The organism is Lederbergia ruris (genome assembly GCF_018332955.1).
GTDB lineage: Bacteria > Bacillota > Bacilli > Bacillales > Bacillaceae_C > Lederbergia > Lederbergia ruris.
The window spans coordinates 11,719-33,433 of the sequence record NZ_BORB01000020.1 but is presented as its reverse complement, the minus strand read 5'-3'; the positions used below and the strand labels follow the sequence as shown (position 1 = coordinate 33,433).

General features: G+C 41.2%; 18 protein-coding genes and 1 tRNA gene. 10 read left to right on the top strand and 9 right to left on the bottom strand.

What is annotated here, in order from left to right:
* Positions 1-9 precede the first annotated feature (9 nt).
* A tRNA-Ser gene (locus tag KI363_RS12395) sits at positions 10-99 on the top strand.
* A 254-nt stretch (positions 100-353) separates the two neighbouring features.
* On the opposite strand, the gene KI363_RS12390 is transcribed toward KI363_RS12395, so the two are convergent.
* A complete protein-coding gene (locus KI363_RS12390) occupies positions 354-1,361 on the bottom strand; it encodes an alcohol dehydrogenase catalytic domain-containing protein (RefSeq protein WP_212966504.1) in 1,008 nt (335 codons plus the stop codon).
* A 306-nt stretch (positions 1,362-1,667) separates the two neighbouring features.
* Between KI363_RS12390 and KI363_RS12385 the strand changes: the two genes are divergently transcribed.
* On the top strand, positions 1,668-2,429 hold the full coding sequence (locus KI363_RS12385) for a DeoR/GlpR family DNA-binding transcription regulator (protein WP_158321325.1): 762 nt from the start codon (positions 1,668-1,670) through the stop codon (positions 2,427-2,429).
* Positions 2,430-2,869: 440 nt separating this feature from the next.
* Here KI363_RS12385 and mnmH read toward each other — a convergent pair whose 3' ends face one another.
* The 3 genes from mnmH to selD all read right to left on the bottom strand — a co-directional run bounded on the left by mnmH (position 2,870) and on the right by selD (position 7,473).
* Complete coding sequence (gene mnmH, locus KI363_RS12380; protein ID WP_212966484.1) at positions 2,870-3,919, bottom strand: tRNA 2-selenouridine(34) synthase MnmH; 1,050 nt, start codon at positions 3,917-3,919, stop codon at positions 2,870-2,872.
* A 32-nt stretch (positions 3,920-3,951) separates the two neighbouring features.
* Positions 3,952-6,159: a YhgE/Pip domain-containing protein gene (locus tag KI363_RS12375; RefSeq protein WP_158321327.1), complete on the bottom strand. Its 2,208-nt coding sequence runs from the start codon at positions 6,157-6,159 to the stop codon at positions 3,952-3,954.
* A 261-nt stretch (positions 6,160-6,420) separates the two neighbouring features.
* Positions 6,421-7,473: a selenide, water dikinase SelD gene (gene selD, locus KI363_RS12370; RefSeq protein ID WP_212966483.1), complete on the bottom strand. Its 1,053-nt coding sequence runs from the start codon at positions 7,471-7,473 to the stop codon at positions 6,421-6,423.
* A gap of 236 nt (positions 7,474-7,709) precedes the next feature.
* Between selD and KI363_RS12365 the strand changes: the two genes are divergently transcribed.
* The 8 genes from KI363_RS12365 (at position 7,710) to KI363_RS12330 (ending at position 16,165) form a co-directional block, all read left to right on the top strand.
* On the top strand, positions 7,710-9,335 hold the full coding sequence (locus KI363_RS12365; protein ID WP_246516852.1) for a spore germination protein: 1,626 nt from the start codon (positions 7,710-7,712) through the stop codon (positions 9,333-9,335).
* A gap of 15 nt (positions 9,336-9,350) precedes the next feature.
* Entirely contained in the window at positions 9,351-10,457 is a 1,107-nt protein-coding gene (locus KI363_RS12360; RefSeq protein ID WP_212966482.1) for a GerAB/ArcD/ProY family transporter, read from the top strand.
* Positions 10,454-11,665 carry a Ger(x)C family spore germination protein gene (locus tag KI363_RS12355; RefSeq protein ID WP_212966481.1) on the top strand — a complete coding sequence of 404 codons (1,212 nt, stop codon included), beginning with the start codon at positions 10,454-10,456 and terminating at the stop codon, positions 11,663-11,665. Before KI363_RS12360 ends, KI363_RS12355 begins: the two co-directional genes overlap by 4 nt.
* Positions 11,666-11,712: 47 nt before the next feature.
* Positions 11,713-11,916 (top strand): CLC_0170 family protein, encoded by a 204-nt coding sequence (locus tag KI363_RS12350; protein ID WP_212966480.1) that lies wholly within the window; start codon positions 11,713-11,715, stop codon positions 11,914-11,916.
* 303 nt (positions 11,917-12,219) lie between these two features.
* On the top strand, positions 12,220-13,569 hold the full coding sequence (locus KI363_RS12345) for an MFS transporter (protein ID WP_212966479.1): 1,350 nt from the start codon (positions 12,220-12,222) through the stop codon (positions 13,567-13,569).
* 228 nt (positions 13,570-13,797) lie between these two features.
* Positions 13,798-14,619 carry a hypothetical protein gene (locus tag KI363_RS12340; RefSeq protein ID WP_212966478.1) on the top strand — a complete coding sequence of 274 codons (822 nt, stop codon included), beginning with the start codon at positions 13,798-13,800 and terminating at the stop codon, positions 14,617-14,619.
* 135 nt (positions 14,620-14,754) lie between these two features.
* Positions 14,755-15,546: an arylamine N-acetyltransferase family protein gene (locus KI363_RS12335; protein ID WP_158321334.1), complete on the top strand. Its 792-nt coding sequence runs from the start codon at positions 14,755-14,757 to the stop codon at positions 15,544-15,546.
* Positions 15,547-15,661: 115 nt separating this feature from the next.
* Positions 15,662-16,165, top strand: coding sequence for a DUF6147 family protein (locus KI363_RS12330; RefSeq protein ID WP_158321335.1), 504 nt, complete (start codon positions 15,662-15,664; stop codon positions 16,163-16,165).
* A gap of 163 nt (positions 16,166-16,328) precedes the next feature.
* Here the strand turns inward: KI363_RS12330 and KI363_RS12325 are convergent, their stop codons facing one another.
* From KI363_RS12325 to KI363_RS12305, 5 genes are all read right to left on the bottom strand, one after another.
* Complete coding sequence (locus KI363_RS12325; protein ID WP_212966477.1) at positions 16,329-17,114, bottom strand: DUF4367 domain-containing protein; 786 nt, start codon at positions 17,112-17,114, stop codon at positions 16,329-16,331.
* Positions 17,107-17,685, bottom strand: coding sequence for an RNA polymerase sigma factor (locus tag KI363_RS12320; RefSeq protein ID WP_191967381.1), 579 nt, complete (start codon positions 17,683-17,685; stop codon positions 17,107-17,109). The genes KI363_RS12325 and KI363_RS12320 overlap by 8 nt, the downstream gene beginning before the upstream one ends.
* A gap of 252 nt (positions 17,686-17,937) precedes the next feature.
* Positions 17,938-18,750: an alpha/beta hydrolase gene (locus KI363_RS12315; RefSeq protein WP_212966476.1), complete on the bottom strand. Its 813-nt coding sequence runs from the start codon at positions 18,748-18,750 to the stop codon at positions 17,938-17,940.
* 22 nt (positions 18,751-18,772) lie between these two features.
* A complete protein-coding gene (pgmB, locus tag KI363_RS12310; RefSeq protein ID WP_212966475.1) occupies positions 18,773-19,420 on the bottom strand; it encodes a beta-phosphoglucomutase in 648 nt (215 codons plus the stop codon).
* Positions 19,421-21,703: a glycoside hydrolase family 65 protein gene (locus KI363_RS12305; RefSeq protein WP_212966474.1), complete on the bottom strand. Its 2,283-nt coding sequence runs from the start codon at positions 21,701-21,703 to the stop codon at positions 19,421-19,423.
* Positions 21,704-21,715 lie beyond the last annotated feature (12 nt).

Sequence of the window (21,715 nt, the reverse complement as noted above, 5' to 3'; positions counted from 1 at the left end):
ATTTATTTTGGAGAAGTACCCAAGTCCGGCTGAAGGGGACGCACTCGAAATGCGTTAGGACGGGCAACTGTCGCGTGGGTTCGAATCCCACCTTCTCCGTATTTAACGTATGAAAGACAGAGCCATCGTCTATAAATGAACGATGGCTCTGTCTTTTCTTGCGGGATAGGAAAGTATAAAAATTGGCCAATGTTTAGATCTAGCTCCAGCGCCTAGCCCCTCGAGGTCAAATAACCCTGAACCTATGAAGGGAAAGATCGCCCTTCATAGGTTCAGGAACATTTGCTTGTCGGGGCTGAGTAAGGCGCTTGCGCTTTTCTTACTTATGGAGAATATAAGATGAAATGCTTTGGCTACCACTCAAAAGCCATAATTGTTTTCTTCCAACCTTTATGTTTTGCGGTTTCATCCATCATTTTTTTCATATCCCCTGCATGATGAATAGGATAGTCATGTTCTGGTAATAGCTTTTCCAAAGCTCGTTGGTAAGTCGGATCTCGAAAAGCCTCCATCAGTTGCTGGAAATCTTTTGCTGTACTTCGAGAACTCCCATACAAGGTCAATCCTTTTTCTAAAAGGTCCCGCGTATTAATCGGCACTTTTTCCTCTGTTACACCCATTAGAACCATTTTCCCTTGTGGCTCAATTAAATCAATCGCTTGATTGATCGCATGTTCACTGAACCGCCCTCCCGTACATTCAATAACGGTTGTCACATCTGGGTACTGTTTAAAATCGAAATGATCGACGAGATACGTACTGGCAAACTCGAACTGTTCTAGCTTATCGGCAACAGCTCCGAAAACAATTAAATCCTTCTTTGGTATTTTAAACATATAATGGAGCATGGCCGCAGTTAAATACCCTACAGGTCCATCTCCAAATACCGCTACTCTTCCTTCTTGCAACACGTCTTGAACATGGCGAAGAGCTTGTAATGATACAGAATTCAATTCTGCAAGCAATGCAATTCGATCTGGTATCTCTTTGGGAATCGGGATGGCATTCTCCGCCGGTAAAACCAATTGGCTTTGACCAATCCCATCGTAACCGCTCCCAAGGAAAACTCCATTTTTAGAATAATTATCCTCTATAGATCTTTCTGTTTCCTTTGACTCTCGATCATGTAAAAGCCGTTCCGGAATAGTAGGCACAATGACGACCCTTTGCCCGACTTTTACAGAATCATCTTTCGTGAAAACGACTTCCCCAATCCCTTCATGGAATAAAGCCATTGGTAGCTTTTCCTTTAAAGCATTTTCTCTCCTTTGCCCTGTATAATAGCGAAGGTCTGCGTGACATACACTGGCTAAGGTCGGTTGAATGACCACCTCTCCACTGCGAAATTCATGTTGGAGCATAACCTCTGTAATCTCCCCAGGCTCTATTAATCTATAAGCTTTCGATTCAATCAAATTCAATCAGATCACTCCATCCCATTTGTTCGTTTTTGCTCACTTTTGTATATTATATGCACAAAAGGGAAAATTATCAACATAGAATGTAAATATTACAAAAAGGGGGGAATGTTTTTACCGATTAAACCTCCGCGTAAATGGAAGATTTAATTCAAAAATTCACCTTTTGCACTTTTATGTTCATTCATATTTGTTTATGATAGAAGAAATGACGAGTATAGTAGATGTCGAAGATTAGGAGGATAAGGAATGCTGCCACTGGAAAGACATCAACATATTTTGCAGTATCTTAAAGAACATAATGTCGCCACTGTATCTGCTCTAGCAGAACATTTCCAAGTTCATGAAGCGACAATTCGAAGAGATTTAATCACACTTGTGAAAGAAGGACGCTTAAAAAGAACACATGGGGGCGTCATTATGGAGGAAGAGGTCCATTCAGAGCCTCCCTTTCAGGAGCGTGAGTCTGCTCAACTGGATGAAAAGATAAGAATTGGACAGTCGGCTGCACAAATGATTCGCGATGGCGAAAATATTATTCTTGATTCCGGTACAACTACTGTCCATATTGCGAAATCCATAACGAACAAAAAGAATCTCACTGTGATCACGAACGATATTAATATTGCCGCCATACTGCGATCGACACCTTACATCAAAGTGATTGTGACTGGAGGTACTTTATTTCCGGACAGCTATATGTTAAATGGGATGATTACAGATGAAGTGTTACAAACACTTCATGTCCATAAAGCTTTTATCGGGACTCCTGCTCTTCATCATCAAAAGGGGCTTACACATTTTGATGAAACACTTGTACCAGCGAAACGAGGTATGATTCGAGCAGCTAAGCAAGTCATTGTTGTAGCAGACCATACAAAAATTGGCAATGTTTCCTTGCACAAGATAGCAAGCCCTAATCAAATACATGATATTATTACGGGGAAAGAGGCAGAGGAACTAGATATGCGGGCATGGGAGGAATTGGGGGTTCAAATTCAACTAGCTTAAGAACAAAAGCGCAAGAGCCCGTTTAGCGACGTACAAACTTAAGGTAATAAGGTTGAACGGCTAAAGGCGCGCCTTCCTGGCGCAACGCCGTTCTGACCAACATCCTGTTGGCCTGAGATAAAGGAAACACGGCGAAGCATGAGCCGATGTTGACTTATCGTAGGAAGAAGCTGAAAGTTTGCTAGTCGCTGGGCGCTGGAGCTGGATGTCAAACCGCAACGTAAACAGTTACCACAAGCGACCATTTTAAAATTTCCTTAACCATAACAAAAGCGCAAGCGCTCGTTTAGCGACGTACAAACTTAAGGTAATAAGGTTGAACGGCTAAATACGCGCCGTCCTGGCGCAACGCTGTTCTGGCCAACTTCCTGTTGGCCTCCGTCCTGTGGCAATGCCGTTTTGACCAAACTTCCTGTTGGCTTAAAAATGGAACAGCGGATTTACCCCTTTTGGGGAATCCGCTGTTTGCTCACAATTTGCCTAACCTTATCTTTTGCTTCTGCGATATTGTGTGCATGGATCGTGATCTTTTGTGCTTCTGGATACTGCTCAGCTGCATATTGGTAACGAGGATCATAATAATACTCCAATAACCGACGAACAACTAAGGAATATTCCTCGTTTTTCAAAGCTTGTTCCACTTCTTCTGCGATTGGTGTATGGATCCTTGTTTTTATACGACTAAAGGCTTCCATGCATTCATGCTGGTGTTCCCAGGGCTGATAATCATCTAAAATCGTTTGGATTCTTTCTTCCATCGGCAATTTAATGAAAATATGTGTACCTTTATCTTTTAATTTCTCTATCACAGGAGGTAAAAGGGCTTTTCCAACTCTTCTACTCTCTCCTTCAAACAAAACAAAAGACGAATTTTTTAACTGTTCCATCCTCTGAACCAACAAAGAATCGAATACCTTTTGATTATGGGGTTCAAGGCCTATCCCCCCAAAAATAGACCCACGGTGATTGGCTAACTTTTCTAGATCAATAACTGGGAGCCCTTCTTGTTGAAGTCCCCGAAGAATGGCCGTTTTTCCGGTCCCCGTATTTCCATCTAAAATATAGGCGTGAGGGGTAAAATCCATTGTTTCTAATCGATCGACAACCCATTTGCGATAGGACCTGAACCCTCCTTCTAAGCGAAATACATGGATCTTCATCAGTTCAAGTACAGTAGCTGTTGTTTTGCTGCGCATTCCTCCACGCCAGCAGAATACAGCCTTTTCCCCTTCAATTTCTTTAAAGCTTTGGACAAATGCAGGGAGTTTGGCAGAGGCAATTTCTAATCCTCGTTCTTGAGCCGCCTCTGGACTCACCTGTTTATATAAAGTGCCTACCTCCGCCCTTTCCTGATCTGTAAAGAAAGGGATATTGATACTCCCTGGAATCGTAGCGTTTTGGAATTCTGAAGGTGATCGGACATCAATCATCGTAATTTCGTTTTGATTTGCTAATTTCAACAATTCCTCAATCGTTATGTTTCGATCCATGATTTTTACCTCACTCCCTCCATATTACCCTCTTAGTGGACTAGTCCCGATTCTTTTGATTTCTCTAGGAATTTTTGGGTCTTTTTATTAATCGGCTCTTTTAAGAAGGCACCAAAGATGATCGCAATGACGCCGCATAGAACGAGTACCCCAATATCTCTTAACGCCCTTCCCCAAACAATTCCACCAACAGCCTCACGCATTAAATCAACAGCATAGGTGAAAGGTAGATACGGATTAATGATTTGGAAAAACTTAGGGAGTAACTGAACTGGGTACGTACCACCCGAACCAGCAATTTGTAAGACGAGCAACACAATCGCTAATGCTTTTCCGACATTCCCGAATACCGATACAAGTGAATACACAATCAGGATAAAGACGGAACTAACCAAGAGTCCGAATAGGACGAGCCAAACAGGATGCTTGGCATTTACTCCAATCAAAAATAAGTCTCCTAGTGTCACCACGATGGTTTGAACAATACCGATCGTCCAGAAAGTGAAAAAACGTCCAAAATAGACCTGTCTCCCTGTATATAAACCATCATGATGGACATCCACTGCTAGTAAGGAAATAAGTAACAACGCCCCTACCCAACCAGCTAACACAGTATAGAATGGAGTCATCCCTGTCCCGTAATTTTCGATTGGAAATAATTTGTTTTGATTCAATAATACTGGTTCTTCAAAAAAGCTTCGTTCTGCAGAAGGATCATTGCGCAATAACTGGATAATCTCATTAATATCTGTATCCTTTTGCACATCCCTAATCTTCTCTGCCAATTGTTTTACCTTATCATTGACATAAGGAAATTCACCTGAAGCATATTCAAGCATCCCTTTGCCTTCTTTTAAATTCTTCTGTGTACTATTTAGCACTCTTTCCACTTCAGGCAAGGTAGATTGAATTTCTACCAGAATCCCTTTTGCTCCTGTTAAAGTTCCCTTTGCTTTTCCTACTTCTTCTAAGATCGTTGGCTCAATATTATTTTGATATTCTTTCACAAACTCATCCAACTTAACGTTTGTATCTGCTGCAGCTTGATGGATTTGATCAACCACTTTACTAGCAGTTTCCGTATTGTTTAAGAATTGGTCCATTTGATTGACATCAGCTCGTAGTTGTTCTAATGATTTTCGCAAATCAGCTGTTTGTGAAATCGCTCGGCCTATTTGCTCGTTTGAAAGCTGGTCCGATGTCTGCTCCTCTTCCCCAGTCTCTTCATTTGATGAAGGAGGTAGCTGAGCATTGGTCTCCTGTAATTGCTGTAAAGCCTTCTCAACTGTATTCAGCGTCGTAATCGCATCATCCATTTGTTTTTCTAGGTTTTGCTGAACTTTTTTCCCTTCATTGATATCAATCTTACTGTTTTTGGCCTGGTCTAAAAGTTGATTGATTTGATCAGCAATCGATTGGACCTTTGCAACATCTTGTTTAACTTTAGGCGCAATAGAGTTTAAACGGTTTTCCGCTTCATTCATATAACTCAATGTCTGATTAATCGTAGTTAAACCACTATTGGTATATTCCTTTACTTCCGGGATCGCTCCTTGGGCTTTATTCAGAATATCTCCAGCCGAATTCGCATCACCTAATGACTCATTTAGCATCTTGTTAATTTCCGGAAGATTTTCTTCAAGGGTAAAGATGTAATTCTCAAACTTCTCAATATCCGGTAAATTTTCTTCTAATTCAATGCCAAGATTATTAAACATCTCAAAAATCACACCGTTGACCGTGGAAATAAATTTGCTGCTCACTTGATCGGCGAGGACCGTAGCTCCCTTTTCCGTAATTTTAGGGGAAACAGCATTTAACTTCTCATTCACGTAATATTCCATCTTGGCTTTCTCCGGTTTATCGGAAAGAACAGTTCCTAATTTTTCCGAGAAATCTTCCGGAATAATCACAACGGCAAAATAATCTCCATACTCGACCTTATCCATGGCCTCTTTGCGATTGGTAAAATGCCACTGCATACTTTGATTATCTTCTAATGTTTCAATCAGCTCTTTCCCTGCATTAATCTTCTGATCTCTGACCGTTGCCCCTTTATCTTCATTCACAACACCAATTGGAAGATTTCCTGTATGGGAATAGGGATCCCACATGGCGGCAATATTGAACCAAGCGTAAAGTGATGGCAAAACAGCCAAACCACCAATCAGGATCATAGCCGCCCAATTGGTAACAATATTTTTCAAGTCTGTTTTGTAGATATTCAAGCTATTTTTCATACCTTTGTCCTTCCGTTACGGCATTTCGCCTATTATTCCCACTTGCGCAAAGATTAATCTTTACGAGGACATCTCACCTCTTTAAGGGATGTTCAAAAAGTCCGGTAAAAATGACACTTCGAATTTCTTCGTTGGCTTGTTTCTACGCTGCTCATGTATTTAAAAGCATACATTCCGCTGCTCGAAACTGCGCCGCCTCGAACTTCTTGGTCCTTTTTATCCTCCTTTTTGAACACGTATTTTAATCATTATTCTACTTTTTTAATTGGCTATTTTCACGTGGCCAGGATGATCTGCTGTGACCTCACCAATTAAACTGGCTTCCACACCATTCCGTTTTAGGTCTGAAAGCAGTTGTTCTGATTCATGGCTACCCACACTAATAAGGAGTCCGCCGGATGTAACGGCATCACATAAAATCCATTGGTCTACTTGATCCATAGACTCCGGGAAGGTAACCGATCCTTCTAAATGCGCAAAGTTGTTTTTCGTTCCACCGGGTATCACACCCTGTTCAGCCAACTCTCTAACGCGTTTTAATACAGGCACTTGGTTTTTCCTAATGTGTAAGCCTACCCCACTACCTTTAGCCATCTCTGAGGCATGGCCAAGTAAGCCAAAACCAGTGACATCTGTACAAGCATGAATTTCATAATGGGCCATCGTCTCAGCCGCTTTCTTGTTCAAGGTCGTCATCACTTTTGTTAGATCGGCAATTTCCTCATCATGTAATAAGCCCTTTTTCAAAGACGACGATAAAATTCCTACCCCAATTGGTTTCGTCAGAATTAATCGATCACCTGCTTTAGCCCCAGCATTCGTTCGTATTTTATCCGGGTGGACGGTTCCTGTCACAGCCAAACCAAATTTTGGCTCTTGGTCATCAATTGAATGACCACCAACTAAAGTGACACCCGCTTCTTGAAGCTTATCTGCGGCTCCTCTTAAAATATCAGCCAAAATACTCTTCTCTAATGTGGCAATGGGAAAAGCGACAATATTCAGTGCTGTAATAGGAGTCCCTCCCATCGCATAAATATCGCTAATCGCATTTGTCGCCGCTACTTGGCCAAATGCATAGGGATCATCGACAATCGGAGTAAAAAAATCGAGGGTTTGGACGATCGCTAAATCATCCGTAATTCGATAAACCCCTGCATCATCACTCGTATCAAGACCAACTAACAAATTCGGATCATGCTTGGCAGGTGGCAGCATCCGCATCACCTCTGATAAATCCGCGGGACCAATCTTACAGCCACAGCCTCCTTTTGAAGATAACGACGTTAATTTTACCGAACCAGACTGCGTCATAAGAATCAACCTTTCTTCTTAAAATATATATACAGTATAATGATATTGCACTATAATATCTATTTTTTTCAATCCCTTTACCATTATTTTGGAAATTAAAAGCCGCCAAGTATTGACAACAGCTTGAACAAGGTTTTACTAAAGCCCCGTCATATATTCATGATTCTGTTTACATATTTCCCCTTTCACTACACATACTGACAATAGACCCACCAATGACAAGGAGATAAATAGGTATGTCTATGTCGATTTGGAAGCGAAAAAGGCAAAAAAGAAAAAAGTCCAATGTAAAAATCCCACATTCTCGCATGGAACAGCATCAGGATGAGGAATTAAATGGAATCTTGCAGGATACAATTGATTTCATCCAAGAACTATTGGGGGACAATGATGATTTTATCATCCGTCGTTTTTCCGTTTATGGTACCCATTCTGCTGCTTTATTTTATATTTCCAACCTCGTTGAGCAGAAAACCATTAATCATGAACTGTTAAAGCCTTTAATGGAATTGCCTAATCATATAGATAAGAAGGAACTGGATAAAGAAGTGATTCTTTCCACTTTATCGGAACAAATTCTCTATCAGGGACAGCTTAAGAGGGAAACCCATCTAGTAAAGCTAGTCGATGCCATTTTATCAGGAGAAACGGTCCTTGCAATGGACGGTGTTCAAGAAGCATTTCATATTGACACGCGTTCTATTGATAAGAGGGCTGTCGACAGTCCTGATACAGAGCAGGTCATTATTGGTCCGCGGGAAGGATTTATTGAGCGATTAGGAACAAATATTGGCTTGTTACGCTACCGATTACCCACAGCTGATTTTTGTGTAAAAACGCTAAAAGTGGGACGACTGACGAAATCGAAAGTCGCTATTTGTTATGTAAAGGGAATCAGTAATCAGGCATTAGTTGACGAAGTAGAAAAACGCCTAAAGGAGATCGATATTGATGCCATCTTAGATATTGGCTATATCGAACAATATATTGAAGACTCCCATTATACTCCCTTTACCCAAACTTTATTAACGGAGCGGCCAGATAGTACGATTGGAAACTTAATCGAGGGAAGGGTCGCCATCCTTGTCGATGGCTCTCCCTTTGCCATGTTAGTTCCTGCTGTATTTAACCAATTCTATCAGGCAACGGAGGATTATTCCACTCGTTTTTTAATGGGAAGCTTTTCTCGATTCGTTCGGATGTTTGCCCTTGTCTTTTCCCTAATTGTTCCCGGTTTATATGTCTCTTTTATTTCCTTTAACCCGGAATTATTGCCGACGGATTTTGCGGTTGCTGTCGCAGGTGGGAGGTCAGGCGTTCCTTATCCTGCTGTTGTTGAGGTGCTGATCTTGGAAGTAGCCATGGAAATATTACGGGAAGCCACCGTACGGTTACCGAAACAAATCGGGAATGCTTTATCCATTGTTGGTGTTTTAATTGTTGGCGATGCTGCCGTGCAAGCGGGCATATCAAGTCCGATTACAGTCGTAGTCATAGCAATCACTACTATCGCCTCGTTTACGACTCCGGTCTATAATGCCGCATTTGCCTTGCGATTACTCCGTTTTCCATTAGCGATTCTCGCTGGGCTATTCGGATTATACGGACTAATGATTGGATTGATTATGGTCATCAATCACATGCTTTCTCTGAAATCATTCGGTGTTCCTTATCTTAGTCCAACCTCCCCTTGGCATACGCAAGGAATGAAGGACAGTGTGATTCGATTCCCGTTTTGGTGGATGCCGAAAAGACCGATTATGTTCCAATCCGAAAATAGTAAGCGGGTAAATGAGAGCAAAAAAGCGATTAAATCACAGCCCAGGCAGATTTTTGGCCCACTGAATAAGCGAAAAAAATAACGGAGGGAAGAACCCATGCAACCAACCCGAAATATAACTGTTGGCCAAACAACTGCGATACTGATTAGTACCATTATTGGGGTTGGTGTTTTACGGCTTCCCCTTATTTCCGTACAGCTGGCTGATACGGGCGCCCCGCTTTTAACTCTTTTAAGCGCCGTAATTGTTTTTGTTGGGATGTGGGGCATAGCGAAGCTGGGGAGTCAATTTCCAAATGAAACGTTCGTGGAGTACAGTGAACGCGTCATTGGAAAATGGTTGGGACGGCTCTATACCTTTATGATTATTGCCTTTTTTACACTATTAACTGGTTTTGCTGCGAGGGAATTCGGAGCGGTTGTTGTGACATCTGTTTTACCAAAAACGCCGCTTGAAGTAACCGTGATTGTGATGCTATTAATGGCCGTGATTTTTACTCGGGGGGATATGAATACCTTTACTTATATTCATAGCTTCTATTTGCCCGTTATCTTAGTGCCTCTATTGATTATTACATTGGTCTCCCTTAAGGATGCCAAAATCCTTTATCTCCAACCCATCCTAGGAAACGGCTTCAAAATGATCGCAGGTATTCCAGAAATAGCTGCGTTATTTCAAGGCGCCTTTATTTTGGCGATTCTAATTCCGTTCATGCAGAAGCCGAAAAAAGCAGTAAAAGCTAGCTTTTGGGGAGTGGCCATTTCTGGTGGCTTTTTCATTATGATTATTGTCGCTTGCATCGCCCTCTTTGGGACAGAAGAAATAAAAACAATCATGTGGCCGACACTAGGGCTTGCACGGGCAACCTCCCTTCCTGGCAATACATTGCAACGTCTTGATGTCGTTTTCTTAGCCATTTGGGTTACGGCTGTTTTTACAACGATCCTTTCGAATTATATGTTGACGGTCCAGGCGCTGAAACAATCTTTACGCCTGCAAGATCATAAAATGCTGACCCTTTTTCTATTACCGATTATTTTCCTGATTGCAATGTTTCCCGATGAAACGATCGAAATGTATCGATACATAGAAGTAGTTGGGAAGTATGGGCTTGTCCTCACTTTTATTTTTCCATTTATTATCTTGATTGTTGCCAAAATCCGTAAATGGCCAAAGAAGAAGGGGAAAGGAGCAGGGAAATGAGACCTAAATCAATTTTTGCCTTTTTTACGATTTTCCTATTGACTCCACTCCTCGGGGGATGCTGGGACAGTATGGATATTGAAAAAAGGGCAACCGTACTGGCGATTGCTATCGATAAAGTGGAGCTAGGTGAAAAGAAAGAACAGAGCTATGTTACCCACCTGCCCGGTACCCAGCCCGAAGCTGAAAGGATGCTACAGCTCACTGCCCAAGTTTCTGTACCAGGGCGAATTCCCCTAGGGCCTGAAACAACGGGTGGGGGAGAACAAGAGCCAGTGTGGGTGCTCACCGCTTTAGGACATACAGTGGATGATGCTTTATTAAATTTACAGCAGGAACTAGCGGATCAGCTGTTTTTAGGCCATCTGCGCGTCCTCGTGATCAGCAAAGAAATTGCCCAAGAAGGAGTGAAAGAAATCAATGACTATTTTCGTCGAAATGCGCAAGTGAGAAGAACGACGTGGATGGTCATTTCCGAAGAAAAAGCAGCAAAGTATATGAAAATCGCGCCGAAATTAGAAAGGGTACCTGCTTTATATTTAACAGATATGGTGAGCAATGCTGAACAATTAGGGAAACTTCCATCAGCAGATATGGGGATATTCTGGAGAACGCTCTCAAGTAAAGGACAAGATGGGGCCTTACCGTATTTAAAAATACACAAGGAAGAAAATATAGCGATCAAAGGTTTTGCTTATTTTCATGAAGATAAAATGAAAGGAATAATTGAACCGATTGAGATTGGCAACCTTATGTCGATCCTCGGAATGAAAGAAGGAGGATATGGTGCCTTCTACAACGTTCCAGGCTCAGATGACAAAGTATTGGTACGTGCTATTCGTCGCTATTCAAGGATGAAAACAAGCATTAAAAACGGAAAACCGGAAATCCGTGTTAAAATTCGCTACGAAAGCGAAATTGATGAAGATGCGAAAAACAAGGTAAATCTTGGCCGTGTAGAATTAATCAAAAAAATTGAAAAACAAGCATCTAAGGGGATAACCAAATCATTGAAAGGATTAATTCAAAAAATGCAAAAGGAGGAATCCGATATCTTTGGTTTCGGTGAACACGTACGAGCGAAACAACCCGCCTATTGGAACAAGCATATAAAAACAAAAGAAAATTGGCGGAAGGTTTTTAAAGACATCGACATTGAAATTGAAATGGACGTCCAAATTCAGCAAGCTGGGATTAAAGCTAATTAAACGGGATACCACTCTGTTTAGATTTCAAGTGAGAGGAGTTCATCGGCATGCTGGACATCAGCTATGGCTACTACCTTATTAGCCTTTTCATTTTAACAGGGATTATCATCCTCCTGTTAGATGTAAAAGCCTACTCAAGAAACAACCAGAAAAAGGAAAAAAAGTTCGCGTTATTTTTAGGATGGGCCAATATAGTCTTTGGCACAGCCTTCTACATCGTGAATTGGATTTATCAAAGATGGTTCTGGTAATCAAGTTATTGACCGCACCAATGCTTTCCTCGGTTTTTTGGGCTTATAGAACCCAGCTATGCGACCGTTTCTATGACTTTCCTGCGTTTCCGGGCTTATAGAACCTTGCTATGCGACCGTTTTAATGGCTTCTCTACGTTTTTGGGCTTATAGACTCAGCTATGCAACCGTCTCTAAATCCGTTCCTAACTCCTTTACCGCGGTTCCCTTTAGCCTGCTAAGGATGACGATAAAGTTGAAATTATAACCAGAATGCGTTACATTCTTTTGGTAAACTATTTTGACAGCATTGGTGTGATAATTTTGGCAATAAAGACACAAAAAACATGGTTGTTTGTCCTAACCATTGGTCTAGGTACATTACTCAACCCCCTTAATTCATCAATGATCTCTGTTGCCTTAACTCGGATGCAGCACGAGTTTGCTTTGACATTCGCAGATGCTTCGTGGCTGATTTCTGTCTTTTACTTAGCCAGTGCGGCTGGACAACCTGTAATGGGAAAATTAAGTGATATGTTTGGTCCGAAGAAATTATTTTTAACGGGCTTATTTCTTGTAGCCTGTTCTGCGTTGCTCGCTCCTTTTTCACCTAATTTCCCCTTTTTGCTCGGTTGTCGTGCCTTGATGGCCATCGGCAGTTCAACCCTGTTTCCAAGTGGAATGAGCATGGTGCGTACACATATTACAGAGGGACAGGCCAAAGCATTAGCAACTCTATCTATCTTCGCCTCAACTTCTGCCGCCTTTGGCCCCTCAATTGGTGGATTTTTAATTGAGAGCTGGGACTGGCCGTCGATTTTCCTTGTCAACTTCCCATTTATTATAGCTGCTTTTATCATGGCTATTTTTATTTTACCGAACACAGGACAGGGAAAAATTGAATTAGGAAGGATCGATTTTATTGGCATTATCCTGTTTATCTTCACGATCATTGGACTGATTTTATTTCTCCTATCGTTGGAAAATAACATTCATTGGTGGGCATTAGGCATTTTCCTATTGGGTGCGATTAGCTTTTATTATTATGAAAAAAGGCAAAAAGAACCCTTTATTGATCTACCGTCATTAAAAAGAAACCCAACGGTCTCCTTGATCTATTTACAATTTATCAGCATAAACCTGGTTTATTATTGTTATTTCTTTGGATTTCCAACCTTTTTACAACAGGTTCATCATTACAGTGAAAGAAATACCGGCCTCATTATGCTGGCCCTTGCTGGAGCTGGTGTGATCATTGCCCCTATAACGGGAAGAATGATTGATCAACATGGTTCCAAAAGGCCCCTCATTGTGGGAGCGATCATTTTATTTATCGGGACAGCTTTACTGCTAACTTTACAAGAAAGTTCTTCCCTTCTGTGGTTACTCGTGATTATGGCAGTATTAGGTATGAGTAATGGATTTAATAATATTTCCATGCAGACTGCGTTATATGAACATGTAAAACCAGAAGATACTGGCTCTGCTTCAGGATTATTCCAAACAAGTCGCTATCTTGGGTCGATTCTTTCCTCTAGCTTACTTGGTATCGCCTTTAATCGCCATTTAGATACGCAGCATTTACATAATGTCGCGCTGATTTGTCTTATCTTTTGTTTATTGGTTGTTATCCTTGCGATTCGGTTGCCGGGAAGGAAACAAGGTCTTTCGTAAAATGATAAGTAAGTGGTAATGAGCCAATCGCATGGGGCTATGTATTCTTTCGATCGGGCCAAATTGCTTAATTCTGGGACAGTTGCAAATCTGCTCGATCAAACCATTTTGCCCTTCTCTTTAAGTACTTGATTTTAAAAGCTTTAAAAAAACATAATAAAAATAATTATTTATTAAGGTGTCCTTTTGCGTCTATCGACTCTATATGAGGGATAGGAGGGATGCAAAATGATGAAAATAACTTTTCAAAAAGAGATTGCAAAGGAATTTGGGTTAAATGAAAGTATTGTTTTAGAGGAACTTTATGTACGAATTCAACAAAAAGGAATTCCACTGAACGGAAAAGTGTGGATTGAGTGCACATATGAAAAATGGCAGGAGGTTTTTCCGTTTTGGTCGATTTCCACGATCAAGCGCACCTTCTCTTCATTGAAAAAACAAGGTCTTATTCTCATGGAACAGCACGGGAAACATCGTTATGATCGGACCAATTGGTATGCGTTTACCAATGAAGGAATGCGTCACTTTTCGGAAAGAGAAACCACAACAAATGTTGAAAACAGTCATTGGGAAAAGCGTGAAGAACAGCAAGACGTCGTAGAAAGAGATGGAAATAGCACAACAAAAATCGAAACGCACACACACATTAAAGAGGAAAATGGTATACACGATAAAATTTCCATCATCCAAAAACAATTAAAGAATTTGCGTTTTTACCCATTACGCACCTCCCAGAAGGAAGAACTCGCCCACGCTTGCCGCACATTCCCACTTGAACAAATTATTGAAGCTTTGACGGTAACCGCCGAGCGTGCTATTTTCGCCTGGAAATATGCGTATAAAGTTTTATTAACAAATAAAAAAACCGCTCCCAAGCGGAAAACCATTCGTACGGAAAAATTACCAGACTGGTTTCAGGAATATAAACCGTCAAGCTCAAAAGAACCTGAACAAGTGTGGGATGGAGAAGCACTTGCCCGACGGCAACGATTGCTAGCGATTCAAGAAAAGTATAAGCAACAACCAAAGCCAACCTGTTCCAGTGTATAAGAAAGACTAGCCAGTCTTTTGTTAGCTCTCTTTCGGAAAATAGAAAATCAGTTTCTAATTCCTTTCCCCCCTTCCCTTTTCAGAAGGCATTCTCTACAATAAACGTAAGATGAAAATAGGGAAAGGGGAATGAGAATGGTTGAAAAATTAGATGTAAATGCTTATTTAGAACGAATTGGCTATGAAGGGACATTAGATAACAGTGCTCAGACACTTGCCCAGCTTCAGAATTGCCATTTACATACAGTCCCATATGAAAATTTGGATATCTTGCAAAATGTCCCGTTATCATTAGAGATACCTGATTTGTATGAAAAAATTGTGGTACAACGAAGGGGTGGCTATTGTTTCGAGCTTAATGCATTATTCAGCTGGCTATTGCGTGAACTGGGATTCCCTGTGACCGATTATTTCGCGCGGTTTTGGCGTGATGAACCCAATCCCCCTCCGAAGCGACGCCATCATGTTTTAAAGGTAGAGGCCGAAGGAAAAAACTACTTATGTGATGTCGGTGTAGGCGGAATTGTCCCAAGAAAGCCGATTAAAATGGTGGAAGGCTTGGTACAGACACAAGGTGATGAAGTGTATAAATTAGAGAAAGTCCCCAAATTCGGCTGGATGCTCTATGAGAAAAAGCAAAAGCAATGGCGAGAAATATTCTCTTTCACGGAGGAGCCTCAACTGGCAAAGGATTATATCATGGCTTCTTTTTGGTGTGAACATGCGCCTGAGTCCATCTTCACCAAAGAAGCGATGATAGCGATTCGTACAAAAGAGGGGCGAAATTCTGTTTCAGGTAAAGAGTTTCGTATTTTTACAGATGATCAAGTGCACGCTTTTACTCCATCTTCCAATCAAGAATACAAGCAAGCACTGCAAACGTATTTTGGGATTGTTTTGTCAGATGAAGCCGGTGATCATTTCTAAATACTGTTTTTTATAGGGCCTTTAGAACTGTTTTTCAATAACTTTCATAAAAGTCGTAACCTTTTCTCTACTTATTCGTTAATTATAGTGAATATATAGGAGAGGATGAAGTACAATGAGGAAAAGTAGGTTCTTAATATCATTGTTTTCCGCTGTTCTCATGGTAGTCTTTATTTCCAGTCCCACTTTCGCTGATGAAAATGAGGATGCTTCTATGATTCCAACAACAGGAGAGCCTTCAATTGATCCAAATTATGGGGAAGGAACCATCGAAGACTCTTCGTTTCAACTTATGGCCAATCAATATTTAAGTGGCGGCAAAGGTACGATTAGCCGATCGGGTACGACTGTCACAGTCACTGCCAACACAACAGCCCGAACATCAGTTGATGTTATTGGTGTAAGAATAACTCTACAAAAATGGGACGCTCAAAAAAAGGCTTGGATCAACCTATCCAATTTAGGCGAGTACAAGTCTCATGGTTCCACTGTTGTCTCAGGGCAGCAAAAAGTGACCGTAGCAAAAGGAAGATATCGAACCTCGTGCTTCCATTGGGTACAGAAAGGGAGCAAAGTGGAAAGTGCCTATAGTATTTCAACCTTTATTGAAGTAAAATAATTAGCTAGGCTTGCGATAAATGATAAAAAAGAACTAGTGATAGAGAATTCTTTCATACTAGTTCTTTTTCTTTTCGGATAATTAGAGCTATGCACAGCAAAAACTCCCTGCTGATCTCAGATAATTCTCCAAGATTAGAGAGGGAGTCATTTCATCTCTTTCCTTATTCCATCGATTCCGCAACTTCTATAATCTCCTGTTTTGACAAATTTCCGCTTATGGAATAATACATTTGGCCGCCTTTCACCCATAATAATTCACGAAGATCATCTTGGATCGTTAGGAGCTGTGCTTGTTCCCCATTTACAATTATATTCTCAATTTGGGTGTCTTCATTGTCAAATACCATTCCCATTCCAAAGGCTTCACCAATTGCTTGCTGATTGATCACAAAGCCCTCCTCGTCCGCTCCTTCATAATGCAAAAGAATGTCTGTACTTAACTCATCTTCCCCCTTCATAACGGTCACATTTTCCAGATGATAAGCTTTCGGTATATAGGTGGGCAACACAATTGGAAATGCGGTTTCCTGCCGTGCTTCTTGCAAGCTCATTTGCACAGATTCAAACTCAGATTCCACTATCACTGAATCCTCTTCTGATCCACCCGTTTGAGGAGGATCTCCAAACCCTGTATCCTGCCCCACTTTCAAAAATAAATGACCCATTTTCCCTTGAACCTGTTGGAGGAATTGGGTTAGCGTTGGAGAGGCTAAGCCTTGAGAGGTCGAGAATAGCGCGACGGAGGCAAGAATAACAAAAATGGATACAGCATACATCCACACGTTTTTGAAACTTCTTGGCTGCCGAACAGGATGTTTCTTCCGTGCCTCTTCTAGCTTCTCCCATGCCTCCCCCACAGAATACATAGGAGTTGGCGTCTGTTCTATCTCTTCATGAATCGCTTCTTTGATCAGTTGGTCTAGAGAATCACTTTTTCCTTTACTCAAAATGACCACCATCCCTAAACTCATCATGATTTTGCAATTCTTTTCTTAACTTCTTCTTCGCACGATGAAGGCGAGATTTCACTGCACTAGGACTAATATTTAACACTTCTGCAATTTCCTCCTCCTTTAGGTCGTACTCAAACCTCAGCAGTAGCACTTCTTTATAAGCTGGGGGCTTTAGTATAGAAATGCATTGCTTAATCAGTTGTTTTATCATCCGTCTTTCCACTTTTCCCTCTACAGGAGATCCAGAATGATTTGGTTTGGAATTTCTATCTAATATATAGACGTCATCTGTGAGATAATCGTTTCGCTTTTTTACTTTTCTTATATGATCAATCGCCGTTCTCGTGGCGATCGTCACAAGCCACGCTTTTATTTTCGCCCCACGTTTTAGTTTATGTAAATTTTGAAACGCTTTTATAAAGGCCTCTTGAGTAAGATCCTCAGCAAGGTATTGATCCTGGACGATAAAAAATACAGCCTTATAAACATCGTGGTAATGCGTTTCAAATATAAGTTTTTCATAATCAGCTGGTGTACTCAGCTGATTATTTTCCTGTTCAGGCAACTTGGTCCCTCCCAACAAACACTTATCGACTTTACGACTCAACTATCTATGTAAATATTACCACAATTAGAGAAGTAGCATTTAGCAAAATCTGACATTTTTCTGCTATATAGCGGAAGACACTAAGAGCATCCCAGCATTTTTTCTTGAAAGTTTTAGCTAGTGCAAAGGATTGTAAAATATTTTAGATATAATAAAAAAGATTGGTGCAGCGTGATGCTGACCAATCTTTTTACTCTTTCCTCAAATCCTCTATTCTAGGTTCCGAATCCACACTCCTGCCATATCAATCCAATTTTGGCATTCTTCTTGGATACCGAAATTGTTCTGAACACTCATACTCTCTTCATTCGCAAGGGAAAGACCGTGTCCACCCCGTGGATAAATATGGAGCTCAAACGGGATGTTGTGTTTCCTTAAAGCAACGGCAAACAGCATCGAGTTTTCCACCGGGACACCGGCATCCTCAAACGTATGCCATAGGAATGTAGGCGGTGTTTGCGCATTTACTTGCTTCTCCAAGGAAAGCTTCTCTCGTAATTCTTCGTGCTGATCTCCCAGTAAGGCATCGAATGAGCCTTGGTGAGCATGAATCCCCGAGGAGATGACAGGGTAACTCAAAATAAGGCCGTTTGGTTTGTAGGCTGCTTTGTCGACTTGTAAACTTTTAGCTAGAAAATCCTTTTCCCAGAAAACGCCGAGACTTGCGGCTAAATGACCGCCTGCTGAAAAACCAGCGACGATCACTTTATTTGAATCCACATTCCACTTCTCAGCCCGATTTCTCACATGGGCGACTGCCGTAGCAAGTTCGGTTAAGGCAGTTGGAAAAGTTGCTGGCGCTACGCTATACCTTAAGATAAAGACATGAAACCCCATGGCGTTCAGCCGAATTGCCACTGGCTCTGCCTCACGATCGGAAGTCTTAACATATCCGCCACCTGGACAAATGACGACAGCCGGCCTTTTTCGGTTTTGGTCAATCTCTGGTGAGTTATCCAACACATACGTGTAAAGCTTTGCCTCTGATTGCTCTGTCTGAATGCGAATCACTTCATGGATCAATGCACAACACCCCTAGTCTTTTTTAAAAGTATACCCCGACCGGGAAACTTTTTAAAGTTGGAAAAACAACATCTGCTTGGGGGAGATCCTGTTCTTGACCAACTCCGAGCGCAAGCATTCCAACCGCCTTCGCCGCTTCTAAACCAGCCTGGGAGTCTTCAAAAACCACACATTGTTCATAAGGCACGTTTAATTGATCGGCCCCTAAAGTAAACACCTCTGGGTCTGGCTTCGCTTTGGAGACAGCATTTCCATCGACAATCACATCAAAAAAGGCGGTGATTCCGACATTCTCCAAAATCATTTTTGCATTCTTACTTGCAGAACCTAAAGCAATTTTTACCCCTTTTGCTTTTAATGTTTCCAATAAAGCGAGGGAACCTTCCAGCAGTTCCGATTCATCTAGCTTGGAAATAAATTCCACATAGCGGTTATTTTTCTCCTCTGCCAAACTTTCCTTCTCCGCTTGTGTGAAATGCTCTGTCATTTGACCAACTTCTAATAAAATATCTAGCGAGGCCATTCTCGACACCCCTTTGAGCCGCTCATTATCCTGAAGGGTAAAGGAAAATCCTAATCGATCAGCGAGTTCCTTCCATGCTAAATAATGATATTTTGCGGTATCGACTAAGACACCATCCAAATCAAAAATCGCGCATGTATGCTTCATTTATTTCCCCTCCAGCGAAAGACTCAATTGCTCTTCTAATTGATAAGCTTGTCCATATACATGAATCGTTTTCTCTCTTCCACTTACAAGTGTGAACTGACAGGACCCCGAGTTAACCTTCACCTTGATCACACTGTCTTCATAATGAACTTTAAATTGATAACCTGTCCATTTGTCTGGCAAGAATGGAGAAAAATGATAGCCCGATTCTTTGATGCGTAAGCCGGCAAATCCATAGACAATCGCCATATAGTTTCCGCCCATATTCGCCGTATGGATGCCATCTTTGGTATTTTTATGGGTATTAAATAGATCGAGTTTCGCTGATTCCCCAAAGTAATCGTACGCTTTCTCATATTCTTTTAATTTAGCGGCCATAATGCTAAAAATACAGGTAGACAAGGAGGAATCATGGGTCGTAATTTTTTCATAATAGTGGAAGGAATTTTCAATCGTACGTAAGCTTTGCGCATCCTCGACAATAAAATGAGCCAATACTGTATCCGCTTGTTTACACACCTGGTGACGATAAAGATATAAAGGATGGTAATGGAGCAACAATGGAAATTGATCTTTTGGTGTTTTCTCCAAATCCCAAACCCGCTTGCTTAAGAAGGAATCATCTTGCGGATTAATATCCAAATCGGCATCGTACGGTAAATACATTTGCTCCGCTGCTTTTGAAAATTCTTCGATTTCTTTCGGTAATAATTGAATTTTTTCCAATACAGCTGTCTGACCATTTGCTTGTAATAGCTGATAAAATTTCACAGCCCATTGTAAATGGTATTGGGCTAAGGCATTTGTATAGTAATTATTATTGACTACACAAGTATATTCATCAGGGCCTGTTACATCATGAATCATAAACTGACCTTGATAGAAGTGACCAGCATCAAGCCATAATCGAGCCGTTTCAAAGATCATTTCTGCTCCATATTTTGCAATAAAGTCGAGGTCCTTTGTGACCAGATAGTAATTGATTACAGAATAAGCGATATCCCCATTAATATGATATTGCGCCGAACCTGAAGGATAATATCCCGAACATTCCTTCCCAGAGATCGTTCTCCATGGATATAAAGCACCTTTTGTATGGCCCATGATACGGGCATGCTCCCGAGCAGAATCTAAGATATTGTAACGATATTGAATTAAACTTTTCGCCATTTCTGGTTGTGTCAGCAAAAAGAACGGTTGGATATACATCTCTGTATCCCAAAAGTAATGGCCTTCGTATCCCTCACCGCTTAGCCCTTTCGCGGCAACATTGCTAAACCGGTCTTTTCCAGCCGATTGCAGCAATTGATAGAGATTATAGTACATTGCCTTACTTAATTCCTCATCACCATCAATCTCCACACTGGCATGATCCCAATAGTTGGCCAAAAACTGTTCTTGCTTTTGATACCACGTCTCAATTGGTTCAGCGGTTGCCTCTTCCATTAATTGTAAAGCATGTGCAGATGGGTTTTCCTCACGGATCGAATCGGCAAAAATCGTGTATTTGCTTAATGAGACTGTCTCGTTAAGTTCAATGGATGTTTTCAAATCCCATTCGATTGAGTCACCGTAGATGTGATGCTTGATTTCCCCCTCTTTTGACAAGTGATGTTGAACCGCTGTGGCAACTTGTAAGCCTGATGCCGAAGTTCGTGATCTAATCAGTGAAACACCATCCCTCTCTTCCACCTTCTCCACATGGATATGCCGAAAACTTTCTCCCGCAACACGCGGGTCATCCGGGTTGAAATAGTTTTGCACATTCCCAATATGTGAGGAAAGGAATTGAAGATCCCCCGAGAAATTCATAGCTGTGACATCATATTGGATCGTAAATAGAGGGAGCAACACAAAGGATGCCATCCTTGTTACAATGATTTCCACTTCATGCCCCTTAGGAGAACGCCAAAGTATGGTTCTTTTCGTGACTCCTTTTTCCATATCCAATGTCCGTGAACTCTTAAGTACTTCCCCTTCAAACATACTAAAAAGCTCTTGATCAATCCGCAGCTTTATACCTTGTGTATCCGCCACATTCACCATTGTCTGTTTTTCTTCGACAAAGCCATAAAGTTTTTCGGCCTGCTTCATTTCCGCCAAGTCATAAAAGCCATTAATATAACTGCCACGAATGGACTGGAACTGCTCAGGATAACCTTCTTCAAAATTAGAACGGACACCTAAGTATCCGTTCGCATTGTGAAATAAAGTTTCATTCACTAATAGCTCCTCGTTTTCCAGACTAAAATCCGTGATTTCATATACTAACTTATTATTCATTTCATACATACC